The following is a 26,761-nucleotide window of genomic DNA, read 5'->3' on the forward strand; positions in this document are numbered from 1 at the left end:
CGGAGCTCAGCGCTCGCCGGCGAGACGCTTGAGCAGACGGCGGAGCCGGTCGCGCTCGGTCGCGCTCAGGTCGCCGAGGAACTCGTCCTCCATCGCTCGGACGTCGGCCCGTGCGGCCGCGTGGCGCTGCTTGCCGGCCCGGGTCAGCTCGACGGTGCGCGCACGGCGGTCCGTCGGGTCGGGCACGCGGGTGATCAGGCCCTCGCGCTCGAGCTCGTCGAGCAGTCCGATCAGGCGGGTCTTGTCGTAGCGGATGGCCTGGGCGAGAGCGAGCTGCGTGCCTGCCGGCTCACGCGCGAGGTGCGACAGCGCGATGTAGCCCCACATCGACAGACCGTGCGCCGCGAGCAGCGGGCGCTCGGCGTCGACCAGCCGGCGGGTGACGCGCGCCGACAGCGCGCCGAGATCCTCACGATCCATGCCGGCGATCTTACGGCTTGACAGATGATCAGCAGATGCGGATGATATGCACATGCTTACGACCAAGACGAGCCGCGCCGAGACCCGCAGCATCTCCATCGCCGCGCCGCCGGCGGCCGTCCTCGCGCTGGTGGCCGACCCGCGGCGATTGCCGGAATGGGCGCCGGCCTTCGCTCGCGGCGTTCAGCCTGACGGCGACGACTGGCTGATCGACACCGGCGAGGCGCAGGCGCGCATTACCGTCCGCGTGTCGCCCGAGCACGGCACCGTCGACCTGCTGAGCGCGACCGACCCGACGCGTGGCGCCTTCTCGCGCGTCGTCCACAACCACGACGGAAGCGAGTACCTGTTCACCCTCTTCTTCCCGGACGGCACCCCGGAGACCGCGATCTCCCGGCAGATGGCCACCGTCGAGGACGAGCTCCAGGCCGTGCGCGCCCTGACCGAGGAGGCCGCGGCGCGGGGCATCGCATGAGAGGACGGATGACGCCCGGGCCGGTGCCACCGACCGACGGGGCGGTCGTCGTGAGCCTCACCGAGTTCAAGGCGCGCCGCTTCCGGGACCTGCCGGGCATCGTCTGCGAGGGCGTGGGGCTCAGCCGAGGTTGGTGGGCCATGCCGGGCGCCGTCGGCGTGCTCTTGTACCTGGATCCCGCGCGGAAGACGGGAGGGTCGCTGTCGGTCTGGGCCAGCGAGGACGATCTCCGTCGCTTCGTCGCGCTCCCGCGACACGTCGCGGTCATGCGGAGATACCGCAGCCGCGTCCGCGTCCGATCCGCGCTGTGGCAGACCGCCGATTTCCGCACAGCAGACGCATGGGCGCAGCGTCACGAGCGCCTGGCCGCCGCCGAGGACCGGTAGGCCGCGCTCCGGCGGACGCTTCGCGCCCGCCGGAGCCCCCGCCTACGGCAGCGTCACGTACGTCTTGAGGAAGGACCGGGCGGACGCGGTGTCCAGCCGGTAGTCGACGTTCGTCGCGCGGCAGACGTAGTCGCCGGTGATGGTCGTCGCGGCGACGATGTCGGTCGTCCCGAGGAAGTTCGGGCCGCCGGAGTCCCCGTAGCACGTGCCGCCGTTGCCGGTGGCCGGGTTCATCGAGATCCGCAGCCATGAGGGGTTGATGGCGTTCAGCGTGCCGGTGGCCACGCCACGGACGTCGTCGTAGAGGAACTGGTGTCCGCCGGGGCCGTTGGTGACCTCGTAGGCGCCGTATCCCACCGAGGTGAACCGCTGCGACGAGGAGAGGTTCGCAAGCGAGCCGGCCGCCGGCAGGCGCGCCGGGGTGATGCTCTTGATCGGCTTGGGGAACACGACCACGGCGATGTCGTGCGGATCGGTCTGGGACTTGCGGTACAGCGGGTCGGCGTGCCAGGTGCCGTAGGACACGGCATCGCCCGCCTGGTAGGCGGGGTCGAAGCTCACGCCGACGCGATCACCCTCCGCGCAATGGGCGGCGGTCAGGAAGACCGTGGGGGAGATCAGCGTCCCGCTGCAGTACAGCCACGTGCCGTCGCCGTACTGGGTCGGCGAGACGAGTCCGCCGACGTTCGGATGACCGTTGCCGTCGGGCGCTCCGTACGTGATGGCCCCAGCCGAGCTCGGCAGGACCGCCAGTGCCGCCAGTGCCGCCGCCGCAGTGATGAGTCGTCGCATCGATCTCCCCTTCTAGAATGCTGAAACCGCTGGCCGCATCCTACGCGCAGCGCCCGATCGTCTGCCCGAGCACGTCCGGGGGTCGGAGATTCGGCCAGTACAGCCTCGCGGCAGTCCTCGCTCTGGCGCTCGCCGCCGCGCCGGCCACCCACGCCGCTCCCTCGGTCTCCGACGTCCCCGATGTCCTGCGCCGGACGGCGCAGAGGGCCTTCGCGGGTGCGCAACCCGCCTGAACTGTGACCAAGTCGTTGCCATCCCGGTTTCCGGGTTGACAGGTCGCAGCCGCCCGGCGAAGGTGGCCCCAGGGCGCGGCGGCTGGGGCCTTCGAGACCGCGTCATCCGTTCTAGGGGGATGCCGTGCTTCGTCTCAAGCGGTCGCTGATCGCTGTCCTGATCTCCGTGGTCGCCGTGTCGGCGGCCTCCGCCGTCGCCGTCTCGGCGGCGTCGGCCGCGTCGGCCGACGTGGTCGTCAGCGAGTTCCGGGTGCGAGGGCCCAGCGGCGGCTCCGACGAGTTCGTCGAGCTCTACAACGCCTCTGCCGCGCCGGTCGACATCGGCGGGTGGAAGCTCAACGCCTCCAACAACGCCGGGACGACGTCGACCCGCTCGACGATCCCCACCGGTACGACGATCCCCGGCCACGCGCACTACCTGCTCACGAACTCCGCGACGAGCGGCGGCCCCTACAGCGGCGCGGTCCCCGGCGACCGCACCTACGCCAGCGGGATCACCGACGACGGCGGCCTGGCGGTCCTGGGGCCCGACAACTCGATCGTCGACCAGGTGGGGCTCTCCAGCGGCTCGGCCTACCGCGAGGGGACGCCGCTCGCGAGCCTGGGCTCGACGAACGCGGATCGCAGCTATGAGCGCAAGCCGGGCGCCGGCGCGGGCAGCGGCACCGACACGGATGACAACAGCGCCGACTTCCGGCTGATCACGCCGAGCGACCCACAGGATCTCGCGTCGGCGCCGACGCCGCCGCTGGACGGGTCGACGAGCCCGTCGGTCTCCGCGTCGGCCAGCCCGTCGGCCGCCGACGCCGGCGACGCCACGCTGCTCACCGCGGTCGTGACGCCGGGCACCGGTCCCGACAGCACCTTCCTCAGCGTCGCCGGCGACCTCGCCTCCATCGGCGGCTCGACGACCCAGAGCTTCTACGACGACGGCACGCACGGCGACGTGACCCCGAGCGACGACACGTTCTCCTACCAGGCGACCGTGGCCGCGGGCACGACGGTCGGCGCCAAGAGCCTGCCGGTCACGGCCGGTGACCTGCAGGGGCGCACCGGGACGGACGCGATCGCCTTCACCGTGACCGCGCCCGTCGCGATGGTGGCGATCCACGACATCCAGGGCGCGGCGCACCTCTCGCCCTACTCCGGCCAGACCGTGGCGACGACCGGCATCGTCACCGCCGTGCGCTCCAACGGCTTCAACCTCCAGGATCCGGATCCGGACGGCGACCCGGCCACGTCGGAGGCCGTCTTCGTCTTCACGAGCTCGGCGCCGCCGGCCGTGGGTGACGCCGTGCGGGTGCGCGCCCGCGTGAGCGAGTTCCGGCCCGGGGGCGCGTCGACCGGCAACCTGACGACCACCGAGCTCGCGGGCACGCCGGTGGTCACCGTGCTCTCCTCGGGCAACGCGCTGCCGGCGGCGACGGTCGTCGGCACCGGCGGCCGCGTGCCGCCGGGTGCGGTGATCGACGACGACGCGGCGGGCGACGTCGAGACCAGCGGCACCTTCGACCCGGCCGCCGACGGGCTCGACTTCTGGGAGAGCCTCGAGGCCATGCGCGTCGAGATCGGCGACGCCGTCGCCGTCGGCCCGACCGAGACGGCCTTCGGCGAGACGCCCGTGGTCTCCGCCGGCAGCGCGTCGGTGCGCACGCCGCGCGGCGGCGTCGTGGCCCGGCCCGGCGACTTCAACCCCGAGCGCGTCATCGTCGGCGACGCGATCGTGTCGACGCCGACGTTGAACGTCGGCGACACGTACTCCGGCCCGCTCGTCGGCGTGCTCGACTACAACTTCGGCAACTTCTTCCTCGAGGCGACGCAGACGGTGTCGGCGGTCTCCGGCGGCATCACGCGCGAGACCACGTCGGCCGCGGGGGCGGGCGAGCTCGCGGTCGCGACGTTCAACGTCGAGAACCTCGACCCGACGGACGGCGCCGCGAAGTTCGGCCGGCTCGCGGGCATCGTGGTCGACAACCTCCGCTCGCCCGACGTGATCGCGGTCGAGGAGGTGCAGGACGACGACGGGGCGGCCAGCGACGGCACCACCGACCCGTCGCTCACGCTGAGCACGCTGACCGCGGCGATCGAGGCGGCGGGCGGACCGCACTACGAGTACCGCCAGATCGATCCGGTCGACGGCGAGGACGGCGGCGAGCCCGGCGGCAACATCCGCACGGTCTTCCTCTACCGCACCGACCGCGGGCTTTCGTTCGTCGACCGCCCCGGTGCGACGTCGACGACGCCCAACGCGGTCGCCGGCAGCGGCGACACGACGCACCTGGAGTACAGCCCGGGTCGCGTCGATCCCGAGAACCCCGCGTGGACCACGAGCCGCAAGCCGCTGGCCGGCGAGTTCTCCTACCGCGGGCGCAAGCTGTTCGTGATCGCCAACCACTTCAACTCGAAGGGCGGCGACGACCCGCTCATGGGACACCGGCAGCCGCCGGAGTTCGCCTCCGAGGCCCAGCGCCACCGGCAGGCGACGGTCCTCCACGACTTCGTGGAGTCGATCCACTCGGCCGACCCGCACGCCGACACGATCGTTCTGGGCGACCTGAACGACTTCCAGTTCTCGCAGACGCTCAAGCTCCTCGAGGGCGACGGGCTGCTGCACGACCTGGTCGACACGCTGCCGGCGAACGAGCAGTACACGTATGACTACGAGGGCAACTCGGAGGTCCTCGACCACCTCCTCGTCAGCGGCGACCTCTTCGCCCGGCCGTTCGAGTACGACGTCGTCCACGTCAACTCCGAGTTCGCCGACCAGGCCTCCGACCACGACCCGCAGGTGGTGCGCCTCACCGGCAACCGGGCGCCGACCGCCTCGGCCGGCGGGCCCTACACGGTCGACGAGGGTGGATCGGCGTCGCTGACGGCCTCGGGCACCGACCCCGACGACGACAGCCTGACCTACGCGTGGGACCTCGACGGGGACGGCACGTTCGAGCAGGCCGCGCAGACCGTGACGTTCGACGCCGGCGACGGTCCCGCGACCAGGACGGTCGGGGTGCGCGTCACGGATCCCTCGGGCGAGAGCGCCACCGACACGGCGACGATCACCGTGCGCAACGTGGCGCCGACCGCGACGTTCTCCGCGCCGGGCGAGGCGCCCGCCGGCCAGCCGTTCGCGCTGGCGCTGCACGACCCCAAGGATCCGTCGGCCGCCGACACGGCCGCCGGGTTCACGTACGCCTTCGACTGCGGCGACGGCTCCGGGTTCGGCGCCTACTCGTCGGCCTCGAGCCGCACCTGCCCGACGGCCGACGCCGGCACGCGGGCCGTGGGCGGACGCATCCGCGACGCCGACGGCGGGGTCACCGAGTACCACGCGACCGTTCGCCTGACGGCGACCTACGACAGCGTCTGCGCGCTGGCGCGCCAGTACTCCGCACGTCCGCACGGCGCGGACGCGGTCTGCGCGACGCTGGCCGTCGCCAAGCGCCAGGCAGCGGCCGGTCATCACCCGGCCGCGCGCGCCGCGCTGGCCGCGGCACAGATCACGGTCCTCGCGGGCCGGCTCACCGGCAACTTCACCGCGCAGGAGGCCGCCACGCTGGCCCGCTTGATCGGCACGTTGCCTGCCTGAGGCGATCCACGTCCGCCTGCGCCGCGTCCTTGAAGCGCAAGGACGCCGGCGCAGGGCGCGACCTCATGGCTTGAAAAGTTGGGTATTGCCTTCTGCCGCGGGTTCAGGCAGGCTGGCGCCGCCGGGGGCGGAGGCACGCCGGCGCCGCGCGACGTAGGGCACAGGGTGCCGCGGCATGTCCCGAAGTCTGTCCCGAAGGTCATGGAGGAGTTCCAGATGTCGCCATCCACCCCGGCGCGGGCGCGGTTGCGCCTGCTCGCGCCGCTCGCCGCAGCTCTCTGCCTGTCGGCAGTCGCTGCCGCCCCCGCTCTCGCCAGTCCGGCCAAGGTCGGCCCGCCGACCTCGATCGACGCCCTGGGTGACTCGATCACCCGCGGCTTCAACTCCCAGGGCCCCGGCTGCGGCGCGCTCGCCGACTGCCCCGCGAACTCCTGGGCCACCGGCACCAACGCCGCGATCAACAGCTACTACTCGCGCGTCAAGGCGCTCAACCCCTCCGTCCTGCTCGCCCGACCGGTGACCAGCGCGACGGTGGGTGGCAACAGCGCGGTGACCGGCGCCAAGATGGCCGGGCTGCCCGGCCAGGCCGCCAACGCGGTCAACGCCCCCAACAAGCCGGACCAGGTCCTGATCCTGCTGGGCGCCAACGACGTGTGCACCTCGTCGGAGGCCACGATGACCTCGGTCGACAGCTTCCGGACGAACCTCACCAACGGGCTCAACATCCTCAGCGCCGGCCTGCCCGACGCCCGGATCGACGTGTCGTCGATCCCCAACATCTTCAACCTCTGGAACGTGCTTCGCACCAACGTGGCCGCCCAGCTCACGTGGACCTTCGGCGGCATCTGCCAGTCGATGCTCGCCAGCCCGACGTCGATGACGCAGGCCAACGTCGACCGGCGCGCGCGGGTGCAGCAGCGCAACATCGCGTTCAACACCACGTTGCGCGATGTGTGTGCCCAGTACATCCACTGCCACTACGACGGTGGCGCCGCCTACGCGATCCAGTTCGCCGCCAGCGACGTCGGCACGCTGGACTACTTCCACCCCAACAGCAACGGTCAGGCCAAGGCGGCAGCGACCGCATGGGCGGTCGGCCCCAACTTCGCCGACCTCACGGCGCCGACGACGACGATCACCCGTGACCACCCGTCGGCGGGCGTCGACGACTGGTACCGCGACGACGTCACGGTCACGCTGAGCGCGGCCGACGCCGACGATCCCGTGGCGGGCACCGAGTACTTCTACAAGCTGGACGGCGCCGCCGATGCGCCGTGGACGAAGTACACGGCGCCGATCACGGTCTCCGCCGAGGGCCAGACGACGATCACCGCCCGCTCGGTGGACGCCAACGGCAACATCGAGGCGTCCAGGAGCGACGTCATCAAGGTCGACAAGACGCCGCCGTCGTTCACCCTGAGCTGCCCGGCCACCGTGCCGCTCAACAGCGAGGCGCACTACACCGTCTCCGGCGCGGTGGACGACCGCTCCGGCCTGGCGTTCGACCCTGAAGGCGACTACGCCTTCAGCACGGCCGTGCCGGGCGCGCTGCCCAACTCGGTGGAGATCGCCGACCGGGCCGGCAACACGTCCACGCAGGCCTGCAGCGTGCAGGTCGTCTACGCCTACGGCGGGCTGCAGCAGCCGGTCAACCCCGATGGGTCGAGCATCTTCAAGCTCAACTCCGCGGTGCCGCTGAAGTTCGCGCTCGCCGACGCCGGCGGCCAGCCGGTCTCGGGCGTCGTCGCGAAGCTGACCGTCGCGAAGCTGTCCGGGACGGTCGAGGGAACCTACGCCGAGGCCGAGGCCAAGGGCAACTCCAGCACCGGCAACGTCTTCTCCGAGAGCGGAGACGGTCAGTACCACTACAACCTGGACAGCAAGACGCTGTCGGTCGGCACCTGGTCGGTGCGGATCACGCTCGACGACGGGACGAGCCGCAGCACCAGGATCTCCCTGCAATAGCTACGGCGTGCGGCGCCCGGCGACGGTTGCCGGGCGCCGCGCGTTGCCGCCCCCATCGGTGAGCACGCCCGCCGATCGGTAACCAGACGTGCACATGCGCGTCACGCACAAGACACAAGTCGGCGTTCAGGAACTATTCAGAATCGGGGTATCCAAGGAGCCACATCGAGGAGAGACATGTTCCGCAGATCATCCGCAGCGCTCGGCGCCGCGGCAGTGCTTGCGACGATCGCCGCTGCTCCGGCGTCCGCGGCGCTCCCGCCCATCAGCAAGGCCCCGAGCACGACGACGGACCCGTACGTGCTCCCGGTCGCGCCGGGCGTCCACACGCAGTCGCTGTTGACCACCGGCGACAGCGTCGGCGGCGTGAAGATGGCCGGCATCCCCGACGGCCTCGGTGCCTTCGCGCAAGACGGCGGCAGCTTCGGCCTGCTCATGAACCACGAGCTCCCCAACACGGCCGGCAACGTCCGTGCTCACGGCCAGAACGGCGCGTTCGTGTCCAAGTGGTCGATCGACCGGCGGTCGCACGCGGTCACGGCCGGCTCTGACCTGATCCAGCCGGGCGTCAAGTACTGGGACTACCGGAGCCGGGCCTACGTCGCGTCGAGCGACCTTCTGCCCGGCCTGGTCAACCCGGATGGCTCGTTCAACACCTTTTCGCCCGCCTTCGCCCGCTTCTGCTCCGCGACCCTGTCGGCGCCGGGCCAGTTCTACAACCGCCGGTCGGGCCGCGGCACGGAGTCGCCGCTGTACTTCGCCAATGAGGAGAACGGCGACGAGGGCCGCGTCTTCGGCGTCACGCTCGACGGACAGGCGCAGCAGCTGCCGCGCCTGGGGCTGTTCTCGTGGGAGAACAGCGTGCCCGCGGACACGCGGTCCGACAGGACCCTGGTCGTCGGCAACGAGGACGGCGGGGCCGGTCAGCTGTGGATCTACCGCGGCACCAAGCGCGCGACGGGCAACGACTTCGACAAGGCCGGGCTGACCAACGGCAGCAGCTACGTCGTCAACGTCCCGGGCGCCCCGAACGACGCCAAGTTCCGCCAGGACCACCCCAAGGGCCAGGAAGTCCCGTTCGACATCAACCAGATCGACTGGAACTCGTCGGGCAAGCAGCAGAACGCCGAGGCCGTTGCGGATGGCATCGCCCTCAACCGCGTCGAGGACGGGGCCTGGGATCCGCGGCACGCCAACGACTTCTACTTCGTCACGACGGAGGGCGCCCCGCGGCCCGACGGCTCCGACGGTGGCGGTCTCTGGCGGCTGCGGTTCGAGGACCTCAACGAGCCCGAGCTGGGCGGCACGCTCACGCGGCTGCTCGACGGCAACGAGTCCTGGGGGACCGGCCAGCCGGGCGCGTACAAGCCCGACAACCTCGAAATCGACCGCGACGGCAACCTCCTGATCCAGGAGGACCCGGGCGGGGCCGACCACGTGGCGCGCATCCTGGCGTACGACATCAGCACCGGCGCGCGTGGCGTCGTGGCCAAGTTCGACCCCAAGCAGTTCACGCCGGGTCAGCCGAAGTTCATCACGAACGACGAGGAGTCCAGCGGCATCATCGACGCGCGCAGCTTCCTCGGCCGCGGCTGGTACGTCTTCGACGCGCAGGTCCACAAGACCATCAGCCCGGACCCGGACGGTCTCGTGCAGATGGGCCAGCTGATGCTGCTCAAGGTCGACGACTTCGACTACATCTACGGCAACAGCGGTGCCAAGGATCGGCACGTCGACGATGAGTCCGACGACGAGGGCCGTGGCGGAGACTCCTAGCCACAGGGCTCGAACGTGGCGGGCCGGTCGCTGAGCGACCGGCCCGCCGTCGTTCTCCGGCGCGGCGGTAAGGCAACGGCCCGGGCGCCTTGCAACTCGTCGCCGGCGGGCGGACACTGAGCAACCCTCAGCCTTCTCGTCCCAGCGGCGAGCAGGTGGTGCCGCGCTCGTGCGCGAGCGCAGCGCTCCGGACTCCCATCAGCTCGAAGCTCGGAAGGAGGGAGCCGTGCACCGCGATGGTGCAGGGCGCCGTCTACGACGCGGTCGACGCGGTCGACGCGATCGCCGGGGGCTACGGGTCCTATCTCCCGACGCCCGCGGCCGGCCCGACGTACTCGCAGGACGCAGCGGCCGCGACGGCCGCCTTCCGCGCCGCCGTGGCGCTGCAACGAGTCGACGCGGTGTGCATCGGGATGGGCTAGACGAGCGGGATCCTGGCCGCCGAGCTCACGCAGGCGGGCATGACGGTCGTCGGGCCGGAGCGCGGCGGCGGCCAGCGCAACACCGAGGACTTCCAGCAGGACCACGACGAGCTGCGCTACTCCTCGACGGCCCCGCGGCCGACGACGTCGCGGCCTTCGTCGCCCGGGTCGCCGGGCGGTGAGCCGGCTCCCTGGCGCTGCGACGTCACGCGCGCGACGCCGGACCTCTACCGTTGGGGCCTTGGAAGCGCACGCTCCGAACCCGCGGGCCCCCCGCCGGCGCACCAGCGCCGACCTCGCCCGCTCGGTCCGGGCCGGGCGGCACTTCGCCGAGGCGCTGCGCGCGCTCGGGCTCCGCGCCGGGGACCCGGACGTCGACGACCGCGCGCTGGCCGACGAGCTCGCGCGCGTCCTGGTGCGCCGGGCCGACACCCGCCACGACGGCTGGAAGTACCTGCGCCAGGCCCTGCAGCATGCCGGGGCGCAGGCGCCCTGGGCCCGCTGCGAGCGCCAGGCCATCGGGCCGACCTCCGCGCGGGTCCTGCTCGACTGCGCCGCTCCGGGACGCACGTCGCTCGTGCACGTCCAGCACGCGGCCGCGCAGGAGCTCGCCCGCACGCTGGCCGACCACACCGATCGCGAGACCATCCTCCCGCGCCTCCTCGCCGATGCGCCCGGGCCGGTCAGCGACCTCGACTGGGAGCGGGCGCTCGTCGCGGCCGTCACCGCCCGGTCGCAGGGTCGCGCCGCGGCGCTCATCGCCGACTCGCTCGCCGCCGCCACGACCTGAGGGGTTGCCGCTCGCGGCAGGCGGAGCTATCTTGCTCGCGGGCGCCGTCCTGCGCCCCGATGTCGGACGCCACGATCCGGCGCCGGACGGGGCGGGGATGGGAGGAGTGGTTCGACCTCCTCGACGCCTGGGGCGCGGCCGACCGGCCGCAGAAGGAGGCCTCGCGCTGGGTGACCGAGGAGCACGGGATCGAGGGCTGGGGAGCGCAGGCGGTGACCATCACCTACGCGCAGCACCGTGGCGCTCCAGCACGAGCGTCTGGCCGACGCCGAGGAGGCCGAGCGCATGAAGGCCTACTGGCGCGACCGGGTCGCCGCGCTGAAGGAGCTGCTGGAGGCATCGGACGACCGATGAGTTCGCGCCTCCGGAACCGTCCTTTGACCATGCCCGACCGTGAACCCACCGACACGAAGAACCTCGATCGCTACGGCTTCGACGCGCTGCCCTGGAGCCGGCCGCGCGACCAGCTTGCGGTCGGCTCGCGCGGGCCCGGAACGACGTTCTTCCTGGCCACCGTGCGTCCGGACGGCCGGCCGCATGCCGCGGGGCTCGGAGCGGTCTGGCACGACGGCGATCTCTACTTCACCAGCGGACCCGGCACCCGCAAGGCGCGGAACCTCGCGGAGAACCCGGCGTGCACGATCTCGGTGCGGCTCGACGGGATCGACCTCAGCCTCGAAGGCGATGCGCATCGGACGACCGAGCCGGCGATGCTCGAGCAGGTCGCCGCGGTGTATCGCGACGGCGGCTGGCCGGCCCAGGTCGAGGTCGACGCGTTCACGGCGCCCTACAGCGCGCCCAGCGCGGGCCCGCCGCCGTGGCACCTCTACCGCTTCACGCTCCGGACCGCCTTCGGGGTCGCGACCGCAGAGCCCTACGGCGCGACCCGCTGGCGCTTCGAAGCCTGAAGGCGTCGCCGGCTCAGCCGTGCTCCCCCTGAAGGAAGCGCTTGACCGTGCTCTGCCCCAGAACGCAGACGACCTCCTGCGACGAGGATGGGTCGCAGGAGGTCGGTACGGGTCCGGCCCAGCCTTAAGGAAGCCGGACCGCTGGGTAGATTAGACCGGCGGTGCTGTCCTCCGCAAGAGGTCTGCGCCTTCCATTCAGGATATTTCCCCCGATCGGGTGATTTGGGGCGCCTGAGTCGGCGTCTGCCTGCCTGTCAGCGCGGCGGCGGGCGACGAGCCCGTGCCGTCGCGGCAAGCAGGCCCATGTGGCTGCTCGGCGGCGTCTAGGGTCTGGCCATGTCGGTGGCTCATCGCAGGCTTCGCGCGCTGACCGGCTCTCGGCTGGTCAATGCCGAGATGCTGCGCTATGCGGTCGGCGGCTCCTTCACCACGGTCTGGTACGTCGGCCTGACGCTGACGCTGTCGGGCCCGGTGGGACTGCCGATTCAGATCGCGATCCCCTGCGGCTACAGCACGGCGCTGGTGCTCCACTTCCTCCTCCAACGTCGGTTCGTGTTCCGGCGGGAGGAGGGCTTCGCGCTCGCGCCCCACCGGCAACTGCGCCGCTACCTGTCCACGGCGTTCACCCAGTACTCCCTTGCGGCTCTGTCGACCGCTGTCGTGCCGGGGCTCCTGGGCGTGCCGGAGCGGATCGTCTACACCGTCACCGCCCTCAGCTTCGCCGCGATCACGTTCCTCGTCCTGCGCGCGCACGTGTTCCACTGAGTGCGTGCGCCAGGCGCGCCTCCCGCTCGGACGGGGTCCCGCTGCGGTGTCCGAGCTCCAGCAGCCACCGCCCCAACGCGTACAGGTAGTCACCCATCGTCCGGTCGTAGAGCGGGGCCATGTTGATGAACACCAGCGCATCAATCGTGCCGAGGGCCCGAACCTCGACGCCACGGGCTCCGCACCAGCGCCAGAGCGCCCCGCGCGCGCCCCGGCGTTCCGGCGTGTCCGGGTGCGCGAGCGTCCAGCTGCCGTCCTCGTCCGCCAGGTTGTAGGCGTGCCCGCTCATGACCGACTCCGGCAGCTCGAGGGTGTGCAGCAGCTTGGCGAGGTCGTAGAGCTGATCCCCGCGGTCGCTCACGCCCCCGAAGTCGTCGCGCCAGTCGATGAGGCGGTAACCGGCCGACGCCGTGATGATGTTGCCCTCGTGCAGGTCGCCATGGAAGCCGGTCGGTCGGGCTGCTGCGACGAGCCCATCGATCTCCCGCGCCAGCGCCTCGGCGACGGTGGGCGTCGCGATCCCGTTGATGATCAAGCCGCGACCGGGTTCGCAGCCCTCGCGCACGCCCACGAACGCCGCCAGCCGCGCGAGCGTCTTGTCGTGGTAGAACCGCCGGACGGCGTCGTCGAAGGCGGCTCCGCCGGTGTGCGCGCGCCAGACTGCCGTCTGCGCCCAGTCCAGGAACCGCGACACTTCGTCGGCATCGAGCCGGTCGCGCAGCGTCTCGCCGGCGACGCGCTCGTAGGCCAGCCAACCGGCGGGCGCCGGGATCGTGGACGGCACCGCCATGCCAAGGTCGCGTCCGCGCGCCTCACGGCGCTCGGCGCCGAGCGGATCGCGGAACCACTTCACGACGCGGCGGCCGAGCAGGTAGGTGACATCGGTCGGCGCGCGGCCGCCGGAGGGCTCCTCGGCGAAGCGGCGCCGCGCCTGCGTGTAGGTGGCCGTGGTCCCCGTGTCCAGCCACTCGCACGGCTCGACGTGGATCGGCAGACCCGCGTTCAGCAGCCCCGCGAACCCAGGCGTGACCTGGAGCTCGCCCAGGGCGGTCGCCGCGCGTATCGCGGCGAAGAACGGCACGGGATCGGCGATCCAGGCGACCCCCACGAACGCCAGCGCCGACGGTCCCGTTCGCTCCTGGAAGCCGATCACGGCGCCGTCCGCGGCGGTGTCCAGCGTCATGTAGGCCGTGGGGTCGTCGACGGACGCGACGCCCATCCACGACGTGCCCGCCAGGGCGGGTAGCCCGGAGACGACCGCGTCGGCCGCGCTCAGCGCGAACGGCTCGGTCAGGTGCTCGGCGCATGCCAGCAGCGAGCGACCCGGGCCCGAGCCGGGCCCCTCGTAGTTCGGGACGCGCACCGTCGTGATGTCGCGGTCTCCGTGCGCCATCTCCAGGTACGCGCGGATCTGATCGGCGCGGTGGCCGACCGCCACGACGAACCGGGCGTCCGCGGGGAAGCCCTCGATCACGTGGGTCAGCACCGCCCGGTTGCCGAGCGGCACAAGCGCCTTGTGCAGCGCTCCGTCGGCAAAGCTCATGCGCGTCCCACGCCCCGCCGCAAGGATGCAGACCGGCGGCGCTGCGCGCGGCCCGGCGGCGCTCACCAGATCTCGGCGGTCGGGGCCAACGCGCGCAGCTGCTGCGTGATCTCGGCCGTGTAGTGGGCTGCCCGCACGATCACCGCGGCGGGGCCCGGGGTCGCGCCGACGACCGCGGGCGGCACGACCGTGAGGTCCGTGCCGTACAGCCGCAGCCCGTCTTTGGCCGGGTCGTTGTCGAGCACGGCGGTGACCCGGCCCTCGGGGAAGCCACAACCGAGCAGGAACTGCGAGAAGACGTGGCCGCCGAAGAGGTACACGTCGCCGGTGAACGCCTCGGCGCGCGCCGTCAGGGCGACCGCGTCGCGTCGGCTCTGCGCGATGAAGCGGGCGAAGGCGTGGGCGCCGGGGTCCGCGTCGGGCGGATGGCCGGCCCGGCCGGGATCGCCCTCGGCGACGGCGGTGACGAAGACGCTGTGTCGCTCGAAGCGCGTCATCGCCTCTACGGCGAAGCCGGCGTCTTGCAGCATCCAGAGCAGGGTCGGGATCCCGAAGTAGTACGTGTGCTCGAAGTTCAGGGCGTTCGCGCCCGCGCGATCCAGCAGCGCTGCGAGATCGGGGACGGAGAGCACCATCAGCGTGCCGGTGCGCGCGTGCGCCCGCATGGTCGTCAGGAACGCGCGAGGCAGGTAGAGGTGCTCCAGGAGGTGGCTGTGGACGATCATGTCGGCGGGGCGCACGGTCTCGACGGCGTCCTCGACGAAGGCGGTGACCAGCCGGACCGGCTGCTGGGGCACGAACGTCGGGTTGGGCTCCACGACGGTCCACGCCACCGCGCCGTGGGCGTCGACGTACCGTCGGGCCAGCGCGCCGCTCGCGCCGCCCACCTCCACGACCTGGCGCGGCCCGTGGCTGGCCAGCAGCGCGACCAGCGCTTCGTGGTGGCGCGCCCACACGCCTCCGACCGCTCCGTTGTGCTGGGACTGGTAGACGAGGTCCAGCGGCGCCAGCGCGCTGAGCTGCAGACAGCCGCAGTGCCGGCAGCGGGCCCAGCGCTGGTCGGCGAAGGCGTCGTCGTCGGCGGGTCGATGCGTGCAGCCCATGTGCACCGGGACCCGGGGCAGCTCGAGCATCGGGCGCAGCCGCCGGTCGCCGCACACCGCGCACGACTCGCGCCGCTCGCACGCGGCCACCGGTCGTCCGCGCCGGTCGACAACAGCCGCCGTCATCGGAGCGGCGGCTCGTCCGGCAGCAGCCGGTATTGCGCCAAGGAGGGGTGCAGGACGAAGAAGCGGTCGTACCACAGGCGTGCGTACTCCTGGAACTGCAGCCGTGTCGTGAACCCATACTTGCGCCGCATCCATTGGAAGCCCTCATCGAAGACCTTGCGTGCGTTGATGTCATACGGGTCCGTCCGGATCAGGTCGGCCCGGGACTTGAGCAGTTCGTGGTCCTCGCGCAAGGTGCACGCCGTGCTCAGCGCCGTGGCGTAGTCATTGATGTAGCCCTTGACGATCAGCTCGGTGTCGGTGCCGTAGCTCCGGAAGTTGCTGCCGTCGAAGATCGGCCCGTGGTCTGTGCCCTGGTGGTCGACGATCAGGTCGACGAAGCAGCGGCGCAGCATCCACGCGTGGTGGTTGATGTGCCACACGTAGCGCAGCGAGTCCGGCCCCACGAGCTCCTGCTCGGGCCAGCTTTCGCCGCAGGGCGAGATGATTCCGACGTGCGGGTGCATCTCCAGCTGATCCAGGAGCCGCGTGACGATCGGGCCGTCGATGTGGACCGTCGCGCGCAGCAGGAACAGGAAGTCGTACTCGTGCAGGCGGCCGCTGCGAATGAGCTCCAGGACGCCGAGGTTGAAGCCGCGAGCCGGGCGCAATCCCTCGCGCATGGCCTCATCCCAGCTGGCCCAGGTGGTGTGGTGCTCGGACAGCTTGTCGCGATCGGTGCCGGCCTCGACGACGTAGATGTCCGTCTCCTCGAGGTCGTAGCGGCGGAAGGTACCGACCAGCCGGTCGACCGCCTCCGGCAGATTGCGCGAAAGGATCACGATGGCGACGCGGCGTCTCATGCGATCACCCGGAAGGCTCGGAGGTGGCGCAGGATCGCGGCCTTGATCCGCGCGACCAGGAGTCGGTCGAGCTCCTCACGGGTCAGGCCGACGCGTGCCAGGAGTTCGGCGCGGAGCTCGGCGAACTCAGGGGTCGAGAAGACGTAGTGGCCTGCCCAGATCGCGCGCTCTCTGTCCGTGCCGGCACTGCCCTCGAGCTGCCACTTCTCCCACTTGCGGGTGTCGAACGCGAGCGTCAGGAATCGCTCGCTCAGGTCGGCCGCGCCGCGCCCCTCCATCACCGCCAGCAGCCCAAGCGTCTCCTCGATGCCGTACTCGGGCGCGATGTTGGCGGCGTGGATGCCGAGCAGCGGATGCCACCGCAGGATCTCGGTCGGAAGGTAGTCGGTGTTGTGCTGACGTAGGTGGGCGCCGTACGCGCGCACCAACGCCATCACTTGGGGCAGGTGGATCTGCGGCGGCATCTGGCCGTCGATGCGATACGGCGCCGAGAGCGATCCGACGTTGCGGCGCTCCATGACCTTGGTGCCGGTCTGGATCACGACGAACAGCGGCGGCGGCGCGCCGGTGTCGCGACGGAACTCTCGTAGGGTCTCCAGCAACCGGCGCGGCTGGTCGAGCCCGTCGGTCACGCTGGACTGCTCCTCGTCGCCGACTTCGAAGGCGATGACGCGCCCGCCTTCGCGCGCGGCGGTCCAGCACGCGTCATAGAGCTCCAACAGCCGCCGCTGCGGACCGTCGCCGGACTCGTGGCCCGCCGGGCACGCGCTGGTGTCGATGTGCAGGATGTCGAAGCCCGCCTCGAGGTCGGCGAGGAACGACGCCTGGGCCTCCTCCATCGCACGCTCCGGCGTGCCGGTCGTCCCGCCGTTGCCCTGCCACGGGCCACCGTGATCCCGGCAGACGAGGACGCGGTTGCGCCGGTCGCGGGCGCGGACGTGCGTCGCGAGGGCCTGCGGTGTGAGCCCGGCCACGTACCCGCCGCCGAGCTCCGCCATCTCGACCTGCCGCCGGCTGGCGATCAGCATGAGGGACACGTCGTGGTGGCCGGCGATCTCCACGGCGGCGTCCACCACGTTGAGGCTCACGACGCCCACGCCGATCTGCGTGCTGGGCCACGCGTTGGCCTGCGCGGCCAGCGCCGCCAGGCGCGGATTGCGCTCGGCGCCTGCGGGTAGGGCGATCACGCGATCCCCGCCCATCGCCGATGGCCCAGGCAGTCGGCCAGCAGGAAGAAGCAGGCTTCGGCGACCGCGCGGTCGCCGCCGCGGCGCTTGGTCACGTAGCTCGCGCAGCGCCGGACACCTGGGAGGGCGTCGGCGGTCGTGATGCTCACGCCGACGCGCTCCAGCACGGGGATGTCGGTGAAGCTGTCACCCATGTACGCGACCCGTTCCAGCGGGGCGCGCGCGGCGATCCACGCGAGGCGCTCGCCGCCGGGGACCAGCGACACGTCGTAGCCCATGTCGTTCGCGATGCGCCGCTCGGTGATCGCGAAGCCGCGCCGGTCGGCCGACACGAAGGCGACCGGAACCTCGGCTCGGAGGACGCCGAGCGCGTCGGCATCGTCGGGGCCGAAGGTCTTCAGCTGCTTGCCGTCGCGGGAGTAGGTGAAGCGCCCGTCGGTCATCACTCCGTCGACGTCGAAGACGATCAGCTGCACGTCGGTCCGGCGGCTCATCCGAGGACGCTCCCGGCGAGCCAGTCCGCGTTCTTGACCAGCTGGAGCGGGACGAGGTTGACGACCACCGGGATCACGGTCCATAGCACGAGGACGCCCGACCCCACGATCAACGTGATGCGGTTGCGCGAGGCGGCGAACGCCATCGCCGCGAGCGCCAGCAGGCCGTAGTAGGGGACCTCGATGAACCGCGTGAGGATCCACGCCGTGGCCAACGGCGCGCCGGTGAAGTCAACCAGGACGAACGACAGCCCGAGCGCGCCGGCCATCAGCAGCCAGGCGGCGCGGCACCGGCTCGCCGACGCTTCGGCGGTGACCGGACCGAGGGCGAGCCAGCTCGCCAGCGCGACGACGGTGAGGAACCCGTAGGCGGCCAGGAAGTAGCCGCCGCTCAGGCAATGCCCGGAGATGTTGCACTCCTCGCCCGAGAAGCGGAAAAGCGAGAGGCCGCTCATCGGCGTGTCGCCCAGGAGCGAGCGCGAGACGAGCGGCACGTCGTAGCCCGGCAGCACCGCGCCAAGGACGGTGCGTAGATGGCCGCCGGCCAAGCCATCGGTCAGGTTGTTGGACAACGAGAATCCAAGGGCGAGCGTCGCTCCCCATGCGAAGGTCCAGGCCACGACCGGTCCGAGGCGGCCGCGCGTCACGTGCCGGGTGGTCCCGACGCCGATGAGCACGGCGGCAACGGTGGCGACGGCGGCGCCGGCGACGAGCCACCACGCCACGTCGGTCGGCCGTGTGACGCGGTGCAGGAACCAGTAGGCGAGGATCGGCGCCCCGATCGCTGCCGCCGCAAGCAGGTGGACGGTCGCCCGCGCTACGGCATACCCGGTGAGCTCCGTCCGGCGCCCGCGCATCGCCGTCCACGCCAGCGCCGCGGTCAGCGCGGCGAGCACGTAGGCCGCCACGTGGACGCTGCCGAAGCCGAGGCCGAGCGTGGCGAAGCCGATCGCGATCATCGCGCGTGGGCGGTGCCGGCCGAACAGCAGCAGGGCGAGCCACGGGGCGACGATCCCGGCGTACCGGCCGGGATGGCCGAGCCAGATGGTCGGGTTTTGCCCGCCTACGAGCGAGATGTAGTACCACGGGTAGATGGCTGGGGTGGACGCGAGCACGGCCGCGGTCGCTACGCCCGCGGCGAGCTTCTGGCGCCGCCACGCGAACGACTGGACGATGCCGAAGACGAGGCAGGCGAACGATGCCATGCCCAGGCACTGGGCAGCGTAGAGCGGGAACATGAAGTCCTGGCCCGCGTGGGACGTGAACATCAGCGGCGCGCTGAACAGCCACTCGTCGGACTGCTGATCCCACTGCAGGAGGTGGGATCCGGCGCCGCCGGAGAGCTGGGCGCCGGCCGCGTCCAGGAGCACCGAGACCGAGTCGGTCACCATGAAGTTGCGGCCGGCTTGCAGCCGCTGCACGGCGACCAGCACCACGAGGACCAGCACTCCGCCGGCCGTGATCGCCGACCCGCGCCGGGTGCGCGGGTCCACGACCAGGCTGACCGCCCCCGAGGCGATCGTCCGGCGTTGCGCGATCAGCGCCGCGAGGATCACCGCGACGATGGAGATCCAGGCGGCCGCCACCAGCGGCACCGCGGCGAACAGCAGCTGCAGCGGGGCGAGCACCATCATGTAGCCGGGAAGGAACCCCGCCAGCAACCGCACCGTGCGCGGCCATTGCTCGCTCCCGCGGATCGCCTCCACGACGGTGCCGCCGATCGCAGTGACCGACGCGATGTACGCGACCGTCAGCACGAGCGTCAGGGCCCGGAGGCGATGGTCGACGAACGGGCTGAAGGCCGGGCTCGACCAGCCGTCGACGTAGGTCTTGCCGACATCGTGCAACGACGCTGCGTCGGCGTGGATCTGGTGCAGGGCCGAGACCGACACCTCCGACGCCGAGGCCACCACCCATGCCGTCAGGCCGAGCCCGGCCACGAGCAGGGCCGCCGGGACCCAACCGCCGGAGATCCCGCGGCGCCGCGGCGCCGCGGGGTCGCTCGCGGGCGAGGGCGGCGCGTCGGTGTGAGCCAGGGCGCTCACGTCCCGCGCCCGTAGTCGTCGTCGAGTCGGACGATGTCGTCGTCGCCCGGTGTGGCGATCTCCAGGATCGTCGCGTCATCGACCGCGAGGACGCGGTGCACGGTGCCGGGCGGGACCCGGTAGACGCCGCCAGCCTGCAAGGTACGGACTTCGAGCGCCTGCGGATCGGCGCCGATCGTCAGCTCGACCTGCCCGGCCTCGACGATCACCCACTCCCGCTTGCGAACGTGGAGCTGGAGGCTTGACCGGTGGCCCGCCCGCAGGAGGATGCGCTTGACGACGAAGTCGTCGTTTCGCTCCATGATGAGTTCGTGGCCCCACGGCTTCTCGACCCGTACCGGCTCGGAGGTCACGCGCCCGCTCCGCGGGAGGCGGCGACCACCGCCTCCCCGATGGGGCGGCGTCGTACCCGCCGGTGCCATGCGAACGCCAGCAGCATCCGCGTCAGCACCAACGCGTAGCCGGTGAGGCTGAAGCGCACCCCCACGGTCGCGTCGCGCCAGCACAGCGGCACCTCGGCCACGACCAGGTCCGGATCCCCGTAGATGATGAGGTTGAGCTGGGGGTGGAATTGATAGCCGCTGGTGAGCTCGTCGAACGGCATCTGTGCCAGCGCGCTGGAGCGCGCGAGCATGATCCCGGTTCCGGCGTCCGACATCCGCAGACCCGAGAGGAACCGGGTGAAGGCATTGAAGAAGTGGTTGGCCAACCGGCGGGCGAGGCTGTAGCCGTCGGTCTGGGCACCTGTCCGGAAGCGCGACGCCAGAACGACGTCCGGCTCCGGCTCCAGCGCGAAGGCTGCGGCCAGGTCGACCAACGTGGCGGCGGCGTCGCACTGCTGGTCGGAGTGCACCACGGCGACGAACGGGCTGGTCCCCATGAGCTCGGCGAAGCCGCGCTTGATGCTGCCGCCGTAGCCTAGGTTCACCGGGTTCTGCAGCACCCGGACCATGGCGCCGATCGTCGGATCCTCGGCCATGAGCAGCCTGACCACGTCGGGCGTCCCGTCCGTGCTGGCGTTGTCGATGACCACCACCTCGGCCACCACGCCAGCGGTCTCATGCACGAGCGAGCGGACCACGGCCGGCAGCGCTGGAGCCGTGTTGTACGCCGGCACGATGACCGCGACCGCGCCCTGTAGCGGGTAGGGGACGCGGCTTTCGCGGACGGTCCCGGTCAGGACGGTCGCCTGGCGGGCGAAGCGGCGGCCCGGGCGCGGCGGGGCGCCGGGGTGGACGGCGCTCATTTCGACGCCACCACCGAGACGCGCTTGAACGGGAACGCCTCGAGACCGGCCAGGAGCTGGAAGTCCTCCTGCCACTCCGCCAGTGCTTCGGCGGGCGTGCCGACTGCGATGCTCGGCGTGAGGTTGATGCGCCGCAGGAACGCGTCGTACTCCGACACCGCCATGTACTCGTGGACCTCCATCTGCTCCACCGCCCACCGCGCCTCGTTTCCGGCCTTCGGCTTGTTGTAGTGGGTGAGCAGCGTGATGAAGGTCCGGGCTGGGATCTCGAACACTTGCTCGTCGAGCCAGCGGATCTCCAGCGTGCGCGAGCGGTACTCGCGCTCGATCCGGCGGACGACCGCCACGATGTCCGGTCGCCGGCAGGCGACGCGGACTGCCGTCTCCTCCTCGGGAAGGACGTCGTCGGTGATGATCAACACCCCTCCCGGCGCGAGCAGGGAGGCGGCCGCCGAAAGGGCCTCCTCCACCGCCGCGCGCCCGAGCTGATGGTCCACGGCGGCCTCCCCGCCGGCGCGGCCCACGAAGGAGTAGAGCTCGTGCAGGATGTCGAAGAACGTGACTGCGCCGACCCGGTCGCTCCACCCGCCGAGCTCCCGCGCGTCGGCCGCGCGCCACTCGACGCGCGGGTCGCTCTCGGCGCTGGCCCCGTTGCGGACGATCGTCTCGTCGTAGTCGACGCAGATGATGCGTGACGCACCGCCGATCTCGGCAACCATCTTGGCCAGATCGCTGGTCCCGGCGCCGACGTCCACCACGGCGGAGTCGGCGGGAAGGCGGCGGCCTGCGAGCTGCCGGATGACCTGCTCGGTCTTGTACCGGCCGGTGACGCCGCCGACGAGATCGGACCAGTACGCGTCGCGCTTGCGGCGCATGTGCTCTTGGGGTTCGGCCTTGGCGATCACGAGGGAGGACGTCTACACCCCGCGCCGAGATGGCCGCCAGAGCCAGCGCGGCAAGGCCGACTGCTGGGGGGTGCTCATCGTGCACCGACCGAAATCCGGATTTCTAGGAGCGCGTCGTGGATACCTAGGCGCAGAGGACCAGGTGCACAGCTGTTCCCGCGCTGGGCCGTCTGGCTTACGCGGTCAACGCGTGCGTCAGCGCGAACAGCAGCCGCGACCCGCGCGCGCTGATGTCGTCGCCGTCGTCGAACACGGCGACGACCGCGTCGGCCTCGCAGTGGTCCAGCGGCACGCCCGAGAACTTCCGCATCCGGCGCCCGAGCTCGTAGCCGGTCAGGCCCGTGCCACGCACGCCGATGCGCAGGTGCAACGGACCCTGCGCGGACGTGCGGGCGCGGCCGATCGGCGGCGGGTCGAGCAGCTCGACGCCCGGCAGGGTGCGGACCCGGGCCCGCAGGAGCGTCAGCGAGGCGGACCGCTCGCTCGCCGTTGGCGCCCATCCGCGGCGGCCGACCATGAAGCGGGCGGCGGCGTCCGGATGAGCGAGGGAGGTCATGCCCGGTGGGCGTGACATCTCGGAGAACGATGGTCGCTGCCGCGGCACAACCGATGAACGGCCGGTCGAACGACGCCTTACGTGTGCGGGGGAGCGGCAACGCGCCGGGTGTAGAGGCGCACGGTCAGGTCGCCGAACCGCTGGGTCTGCGACGCGGTGAAGGACCGGCGCAGGATCGCCGGCCCGACGGCCAGCACCGGCTCGGGCGTCGGGTGCCATACGACGTTCGGGACCGAGATCAACCAGATGCGCGGCGCGCCGGCCATCCGCCGAGCGACGTCGGCGGCAGGCGCCTCGCGGGCGAACAGGTCGCCCTCCGTCTGGGGCGTCGAGCCGGGCAGCACGTCCAGATCGACCGGCACGACCGCCCCCGGGCGTCCCGGGGCCAGCCGGCGCAGGTACCAGTCGAACTCCACGCGCGTGAACGCGGGCCCGTAGGCGACGCCGTCGCCGGGGCGGGCCCGCTCGAGCACGTACTGCGCGGCCGCCTTCCCGGTGGCGGACTTGGGGAACGGAGGGCCGTGCCGCGCCGCCGACACGGCGGTGAGCGCCAGGACGAGCGCACCGGCGCCCAGCGCGAGGCGCGGCGGGCGCAGCCGCGCGACTGCCAGGCCGAGCAGCAGCGCCACACCCGGCACGACGCCGGTCAGGTACTGCGTGGTGAACAGCGGCTTGACGACCGAGATGATCGCCAGCGCGGCCGGCGGCAGCACCACCCACAGCAGGACCAGCGCCTCCAGCCACGTCTCGCGGGACCGGCCGCTCGTGCGCAGCCGGGACACGAGTCCGGCCGCCACCGCGGCGAACAGCAGGGCGTACAGCGCGATGAGCGCGTCGCCGCCCGTGGCAGACCGCGCGAAGCCGCCGACCGCATAGGCGTCGACCGCCGGGATCCAGCTCGTCTGGCCCGAGTCCTTGGTCAGCGCGTAGAACGCCATGGGGGCCACGCCGACCGCCAGGACGACCACGCCGATGCGGAGCTCGCGGAACGGGATCTCTGCACGGGGCAGGAACAGCAGCGACGCGAGCTGGGCGACGATCACCAGCGACGACAGCATGTGGCAGTGCACCATCAGCGCGGCCACGAGCCCGTAGGCCACCCAGAGCCCGGTGCGCGGGCGCCGGACGCCCTCGACGAGCAGGAGCGTCGAGGCCACCGCGAGCAGCGCGACGAGCGCGTAGGCCCGGGCCTCCTGCCCCGCGTCCAGGAGCATGGTGCTGAGCGCCAGGCCCAGGCCGCAGGCGACGGCCGCCGCGTCGCCGAACGTCCGCCGGGCCAGGACCATCGCCAGCGGCACGGTGGCGACCGCGAACAGCGCGGTGGGCAGGCGCACGAACGTCTCGCCGGTCCCGAGCCGCGTCCACCCGTTGAGCAGCAGGTAGTAGGGCCACATGTTGGCCTCGCGGTGGCGCACGACGTCCCAGGTGCCGCCGAGGGAGCGGTGCGCGTCGGTGATGCTCGCCACCTCGTCGCGCGAGAACGGCATCTCGCCGAGCCCGGGCACGGTCAGCAGCGCGGCAAGTCCCGTCATGACCAACAGCGCGCCGACCCACAGGCCACGCGACAGCTTCGTGGCGGCGGCCCCGTCAGCGATCCTCACGGGTCGTGACCCAACAGCATGCCTGAGCATGAGTCAAGGAACTGGGCGAATGGCGGACGGGCTACGGTCACACCATGCCCGAGACCGTCACCGTTCCGGACCTCCCGGTCCACGACCGGGTCGTGCTCGATCCGCGCGCCTCCGCGCTGGTCGTCGTCGACATGCAGAACGACTTCGTCAGCGAGGGCGGCTCGCTGCTCGTGCCCGACGCCGCCGCGACCGTGCCGGTCGTCGCGGGGCTGGTCGAGCGGGCGCGGGGCGCCGGGATGCACGTCGTCTTCACCCAGGGACACGCACCGCGACGGCGATCCGGAGTTCGCCATCTGGCCCGTCCACGCGCTGGAGGGCAGCCTCGGGTGGGAGATCGTCGAGGCGCTGCAGCCGCTCCCCGACGACACCGTGCTGCGCAAGCCCCGCTACGACGCGTTCTACGGCACGCCCCTGGACCACCTGCTGCGTCAGTGGGGCGTCACGACGCTCGTGATCTGCGGGACGGTCGCCAACATCTGCGTGCACTACACCGCCGCCAGCGCGGCGCTGCGCTGGTACGACGTCGTGATCCCGCGGGACGCCGTCTCGGCCCTGGAGCCGTTCGACATGGCCGCCTCGCTGCGCCAGACCGCGGGCCTGTTCTCGGGCCGCGTCACCACGGCGGGCGCCATCGAGCTGACGTCCCAGCCGCGTCCCGTGCCTACCCGGTGACGAGCGGGCCCTCGCCGGACGGGTCGATCACGCCTTCCTCGACCCAGCTGAACTTCCCCGCCAGGACGTCCTGGGCCAGGGCGTAGCCGGCGTCGTCGTCGTTGTCGAACAGCTCGTCGAACAGGACGTCCGCGCGGCGCCGGGCCTGGCGGCAGAACAGGTCGGCCAGCTGCGTGGCCTCCGCGGCGCGCTCGGGGTGCTCGGTGCGCAGCGTCGTGGCGTAGACCACCGCGGAGGAGATCGCGAACAGCTCGGCGCCGACGTCCACGATCCGGCCGAGGACCGACTGCTTGCGCTCGAGCTTGGCCTGCCAGCGGCCCATCGCGTAGAACGTCGAGCGGGCGAGCTTGCGCGACGCCTTCTCGACATAGCGTAGGTGTCGGGCCAGCTCGCCGAACTCGTCACCGAAGGCGCCCGGCTTCTGCCCCTCGCCGACGGCGAGCTGAGGGAACCACCTGGCGTAGAACCTGCCGGCCTCGATCGCGGCGCGGGCCTTGTCCTTGAGCGGCATCTCGCCCTCGAGGATGTCGCCGGCGACCGCGAGGTGCTGGTCGACGGCCTCGCGCGCGATCAGCAGGTGCATGATCTCGGTCGAGCCCTCGAAGATGCGGTTGATGCGCATGTCGCGCATCACCTGCTCCACCGGGACCGGCTTCTCGCCGCGCGCCCGCAGCGAGTCGGCCGTCTCGTAGCCGCGGCCGCCCCGGACCTGCATCAGCTCGTCGATCACGCGCCATCCGAGCTCCGAGGCGTACAGCTTGCCGATGGCGGCCTCGATGCGGATGTCGCGCTGCTGGTCGTCGGCCATGCGGCTGGCGACGTCGAGCATCGCCTCGATGCCGAACGCCGAGGCGGCGATGAACGCGATCTTCTGGGCGACCGCGTCATGCCTGCCGACGGGCTGGCCCCACTGGACGCGCTGCGCCGACCACTCGCGGGCGATCTTGGTCGCCCACTTCGCCGTCCCGAGGCAGATCGCGGGAAGCGCGAGGCGACCGGTGTTGAGGGTCGTCAGGGCGATCTTCAGGCCGTCGCCCTCACGACCGATCAGGTTCTCCTTGGGCACGACGACGTCCGCGAGCAGCGTCACCGAGTTCTCGATCCCGCGCAGGCCCATGAAGGCGTTGCGGTGCTCGACGGTCACGCCGGGGGTGTCGTAGGGCAGCACGAACGCGCTGATGCCGCCCCGGTGGCCGTCGCCCTTGGGCACCTTGGCCATGACGACGACGACGTCGGCGATCGCGCCGTTGGTGGCCCACAGCTTGCGGCCGCTGAGCGTGTAGCCGGAGCCGTCCCGCGCCGGCGTCGCCGTGGTGCCCAGCCGGGCCGGATCGGACCCCACGTCGGGCTCGGTCAGCAGGAACGCGGAGATGTGGGTGCGCGCGACCTTGGGCAACCACTCCCGCTTCTGCTCCTCGGAGCCGAAGAGCAGCAGCGGCTCGGCCACGCCGATCGACTGGTGGGCGCTGAGCAGCGCTCCGAGCGACGCGTGCCAGGAGCCCACGAGCGTCAGCGCGCGGTTGTAGTACACCTGCGAGAGCCCCAGGCCGCCGTACTGCTCGGGGACCTTCATGCCGAGCGCGCCGAGCTCCTTGAGCCCGTCGATGACGGCCTCGGGGATCTTCGCGTCGCGCTCGATCTGGTGCGGGTCGACGTGGTCGGTCAGGAAGGACCGCAAGTCCTTCAGGAACGCGTCGCCCTTGCGCACCGCCGCGGGATCGAGCTTCGGCTGGGGGTGGATGAGGTCGAGGTTCAGGCGCCCGAGGAAGAGGTCCTTGCCGAAGCTCGGCAGCTTCCACTCGCCCTCGCGGGCCTCCTCGGCGACCTGCCGTGCTTCGCGTTCGCTGACGTCGCTGGCCATACCGCCGCTGTACCCCGCGGGTACGCGCCGCG

General features: G+C 71.8%; 23 protein-coding genes and 1 pseudogene. 10 read left to right on the top strand and 14 right to left on the bottom strand.

Annotated elements, in window-relative coordinates:
• Positions 1-6: 6 nt before the first annotated feature.
• Positions 7-420 carry a MarR family winged helix-turn-helix transcriptional regulator gene (locus VK501_RS04605; protein WP_324335109.1) on the bottom strand — a complete coding sequence of 138 codons (414 nt, stop codon included), beginning with the start codon at positions 418-420 and terminating at the stop codon, positions 7-9.
• Between the two features lie 52 nt (positions 421-472).
• Here VK501_RS04605 and VK501_RS04610 point away from each other — a divergent pair, with 52 nt between their 5' ends.
• Both VK501_RS04610 and VK501_RS04615 read left to right on the top strand, forming a co-directional pair.
• On the top strand, positions 473-895 hold the full coding sequence (locus tag VK501_RS04610) for an SRPBCC family protein (RefSeq protein WP_324335111.1): 423 nt from the start codon (positions 473-475) through the stop codon (positions 893-895).
• Between the two features lie 8 nt (positions 896-903).
• Complete coding sequence (locus VK501_RS04615; protein ID WP_324335113.1) at positions 904-1,281, top strand: hypothetical protein; 378 nt, start codon at positions 904-906, stop codon at positions 1,279-1,281.
• Positions 1,282-1,323: 42 nt separating this feature from the next.
• Here VK501_RS04615 and VK501_RS04620 read toward each other — a convergent pair whose 3' ends face one another.
• Entirely contained in the window at positions 1,324-2,073 is a 750-nt protein-coding gene (locus tag VK501_RS04620; RefSeq protein ID WP_324335115.1) for a trypsin-like serine protease, read from the bottom strand.
• Positions 2,074-2,430: 357 nt separating this feature from the next.
• Between VK501_RS04620 and VK501_RS04625 the strand changes: the two genes are divergently transcribed.
• The 7 genes from VK501_RS04625 to VK501_RS04655 all read left to right on the top strand — a co-directional run bounded on the left by VK501_RS04625 (position 2,431) and on the right by VK501_RS04655 (position 12,518).
• Positions 2,431-5,892, top strand: a complete 3,462-nt coding sequence (locus tag VK501_RS04625; protein WP_324335117.1) for a lamin tail domain-containing protein — start codon at positions 2,431-2,433, stop codon at positions 5,890-5,892.
• Positions 5,893-6,108: 216 nt separating this feature from the next.
• Positions 6,109-7,857, top strand: a complete 1,749-nt coding sequence (locus VK501_RS04630) for a PxKF domain-containing protein (protein WP_324335119.1) — start codon at positions 6,109-6,111, stop codon at positions 7,855-7,857.
• A gap of 177 nt (positions 7,858-8,034) precedes the next feature.
• The gene (locus VK501_RS04635; protein ID WP_324335121.1) at positions 8,035-9,633 is read left to right on the top strand and encodes a hypothetical protein; all 1,599 of its coding nucleotides are present in this window, start codon (positions 8,035-8,037) and stop codon (positions 9,631-9,633) included.
• 236 nt (positions 9,634-9,869) lie between these two features.
• Positions 9,870-10,055, top strand: a complete 186-nt coding sequence (locus VK501_RS04640) for a hypothetical protein (RefSeq protein ID WP_324335123.1) — start codon at positions 9,870-9,872, stop codon at positions 10,053-10,055.
• A 241-nt stretch (positions 10,056-10,296) separates the two neighbouring features.
• Positions 10,297-10,845, top strand: coding sequence for a hypothetical protein (locus VK501_RS04645; protein ID WP_324335125.1), 549 nt, complete (start codon positions 10,297-10,299; stop codon positions 10,843-10,845).
• Between the two features lie 383 nt (positions 10,846-11,228).
• Positions 11,229-11,753 (top strand): pyridoxamine 5'-phosphate oxidase family protein, encoded by a 525-nt coding sequence (locus VK501_RS04650; RefSeq protein ID WP_324335126.1) that lies wholly within the window; start codon positions 11,229-11,231, stop codon positions 11,751-11,753.
• 336 nt (positions 11,754-12,089) lie between these two features.
• Complete coding sequence (locus tag VK501_RS04655; RefSeq protein WP_324335128.1) at positions 12,090-12,518, top strand: GtrA family protein; 429 nt, start codon at positions 12,090-12,092, stop codon at positions 12,516-12,518.
• Here VK501_RS04655 and VK501_RS04660 read toward each other — a convergent pair.
• From VK501_RS04660 to VK501_RS04710, 11 genes are all read right to left on the bottom strand, one after another.
• Positions 12,481-14,061 (bottom strand): phosphotransferase, encoded by a 1,581-nt coding sequence (locus tag VK501_RS04660; protein ID WP_324335130.1) that lies wholly within the window; start codon positions 14,059-14,061, stop codon positions 12,481-12,483. The two genes, VK501_RS04655 and VK501_RS04660, sit on opposite strands and share 38 nt — an antisense overlap.
• Positions 14,062-14,123: 62 nt before the next feature.
• On the bottom strand, positions 14,124-15,290 hold the full coding sequence (locus tag VK501_RS04665; protein WP_324335132.1) for a class I SAM-dependent methyltransferase: 1,167 nt from the start codon (positions 15,288-15,290) through the stop codon (positions 14,124-14,126).
• Complete coding sequence (locus tag VK501_RS04670) at positions 15,287-16,132, bottom strand: hypothetical protein (RefSeq protein ID WP_324335134.1); 846 nt, start codon at positions 16,130-16,132, stop codon at positions 15,287-15,289. The genes VK501_RS04665 and VK501_RS04670 overlap by 4 nt, the downstream gene beginning before the upstream one ends.
• Positions 16,129-17,334 carry a class II D-tagatose-bisphosphate aldolase non-catalytic subunit gene (locus VK501_RS04675; RefSeq protein WP_324335136.1) on the bottom strand — a complete coding sequence of 402 codons (1,206 nt, stop codon included), beginning with the start codon at positions 17,332-17,334 and terminating at the stop codon, positions 16,129-16,131. Before VK501_RS04675 ends, VK501_RS04670 begins: the two co-directional genes overlap by 4 nt.
• Complete coding sequence (locus VK501_RS04680) at positions 17,316-17,813, bottom strand: HAD hydrolase family protein (protein WP_324335138.1); 498 nt, start codon at positions 17,811-17,813, stop codon at positions 17,316-17,318. The genes VK501_RS04675 and VK501_RS04680 overlap by 19 nt, the downstream gene beginning before the upstream one ends.
• Positions 17,810-19,858, bottom strand: coding sequence for a hypothetical protein (locus tag VK501_RS04685; RefSeq protein WP_324335140.1), 2,049 nt, complete (start codon positions 19,856-19,858; stop codon positions 17,810-17,812). The genes VK501_RS04680 and VK501_RS04685 overlap by 4 nt, the downstream gene beginning before the upstream one ends.
• Entirely contained in the window at positions 19,855-20,280 is a 426-nt protein-coding gene (locus tag VK501_RS04690) for a cupin domain-containing protein (protein ID WP_324335142.1), read from the bottom strand. The genes VK501_RS04685 and VK501_RS04690 overlap by 4 nt, the downstream gene beginning before the upstream one ends.
• The gene (locus VK501_RS04695; RefSeq protein ID WP_324335144.1) at positions 20,208-21,104 is read right to left on the bottom strand and encodes a glycosyltransferase family 2 protein; all 897 of its coding nucleotides are present in this window, start codon (positions 21,102-21,104) and stop codon (positions 20,208-20,210) included. Before VK501_RS04695 ends, VK501_RS04690 begins: the two co-directional genes overlap by 73 nt.
• Positions 21,101-22,009: a methyltransferase domain-containing protein gene (locus tag VK501_RS04700; protein ID WP_324335146.1), complete on the bottom strand. Its 909-nt coding sequence runs from the start codon at positions 22,007-22,009 to the stop codon at positions 21,101-21,103. The genes VK501_RS04695 and VK501_RS04700 overlap by 4 nt, the downstream gene beginning before the upstream one ends.
• 175 nt (positions 22,010-22,184) lie before the next feature.
• On the bottom strand, positions 22,185-22,565 hold the full coding sequence (locus tag VK501_RS04705) for a hypothetical protein (protein WP_324335148.1): 381 nt from the start codon (positions 22,563-22,565) through the stop codon (positions 22,185-22,187).
• A gap of 77 nt (positions 22,566-22,642) precedes the next feature.
• Positions 22,643-24,166 carry a glycosyltransferase family 39 protein gene (locus VK501_RS04710; protein WP_324335150.1) on the bottom strand — a complete coding sequence of 508 codons (1,524 nt, stop codon included), beginning with the start codon at positions 24,164-24,166 and terminating at the stop codon, positions 22,643-22,645.
• A 74-nt stretch (positions 24,167-24,240) separates the two neighbouring features.
• On the opposite strand from VK501_RS04710, the pseudogene VK501_RS04720 reads away from it, so the two are divergent.
• Positions 24,241-24,868, top strand: a pseudogene (locus tag VK501_RS04720) (cysteine hydrolase family protein).
• Here VK501_RS04720 and VK501_RS04725 read toward each other — a convergent pair.
• Positions 24,858-26,729 (bottom strand): acyl-CoA dehydrogenase family protein, encoded by a 1,872-nt coding sequence (locus tag VK501_RS04725; protein WP_324335152.1) that lies wholly within the window; start codon positions 26,727-26,729, stop codon positions 24,858-24,860. The pseudogene VK501_RS04720 and the gene VK501_RS04725 overlap by 11 nt on opposite strands.
• Between the last annotated feature and the right edge of the window lie 32 nt (positions 26,730-26,761).

The organism is Baekduia sp., assembly GCF_035318805.1.
In the GTDB taxonomy this organism is placed as follows: domain Bacteria; phylum Actinomycetota; class Thermoleophilia; order Solirubrobacterales; family Solirubrobacteraceae; genus Baekduia.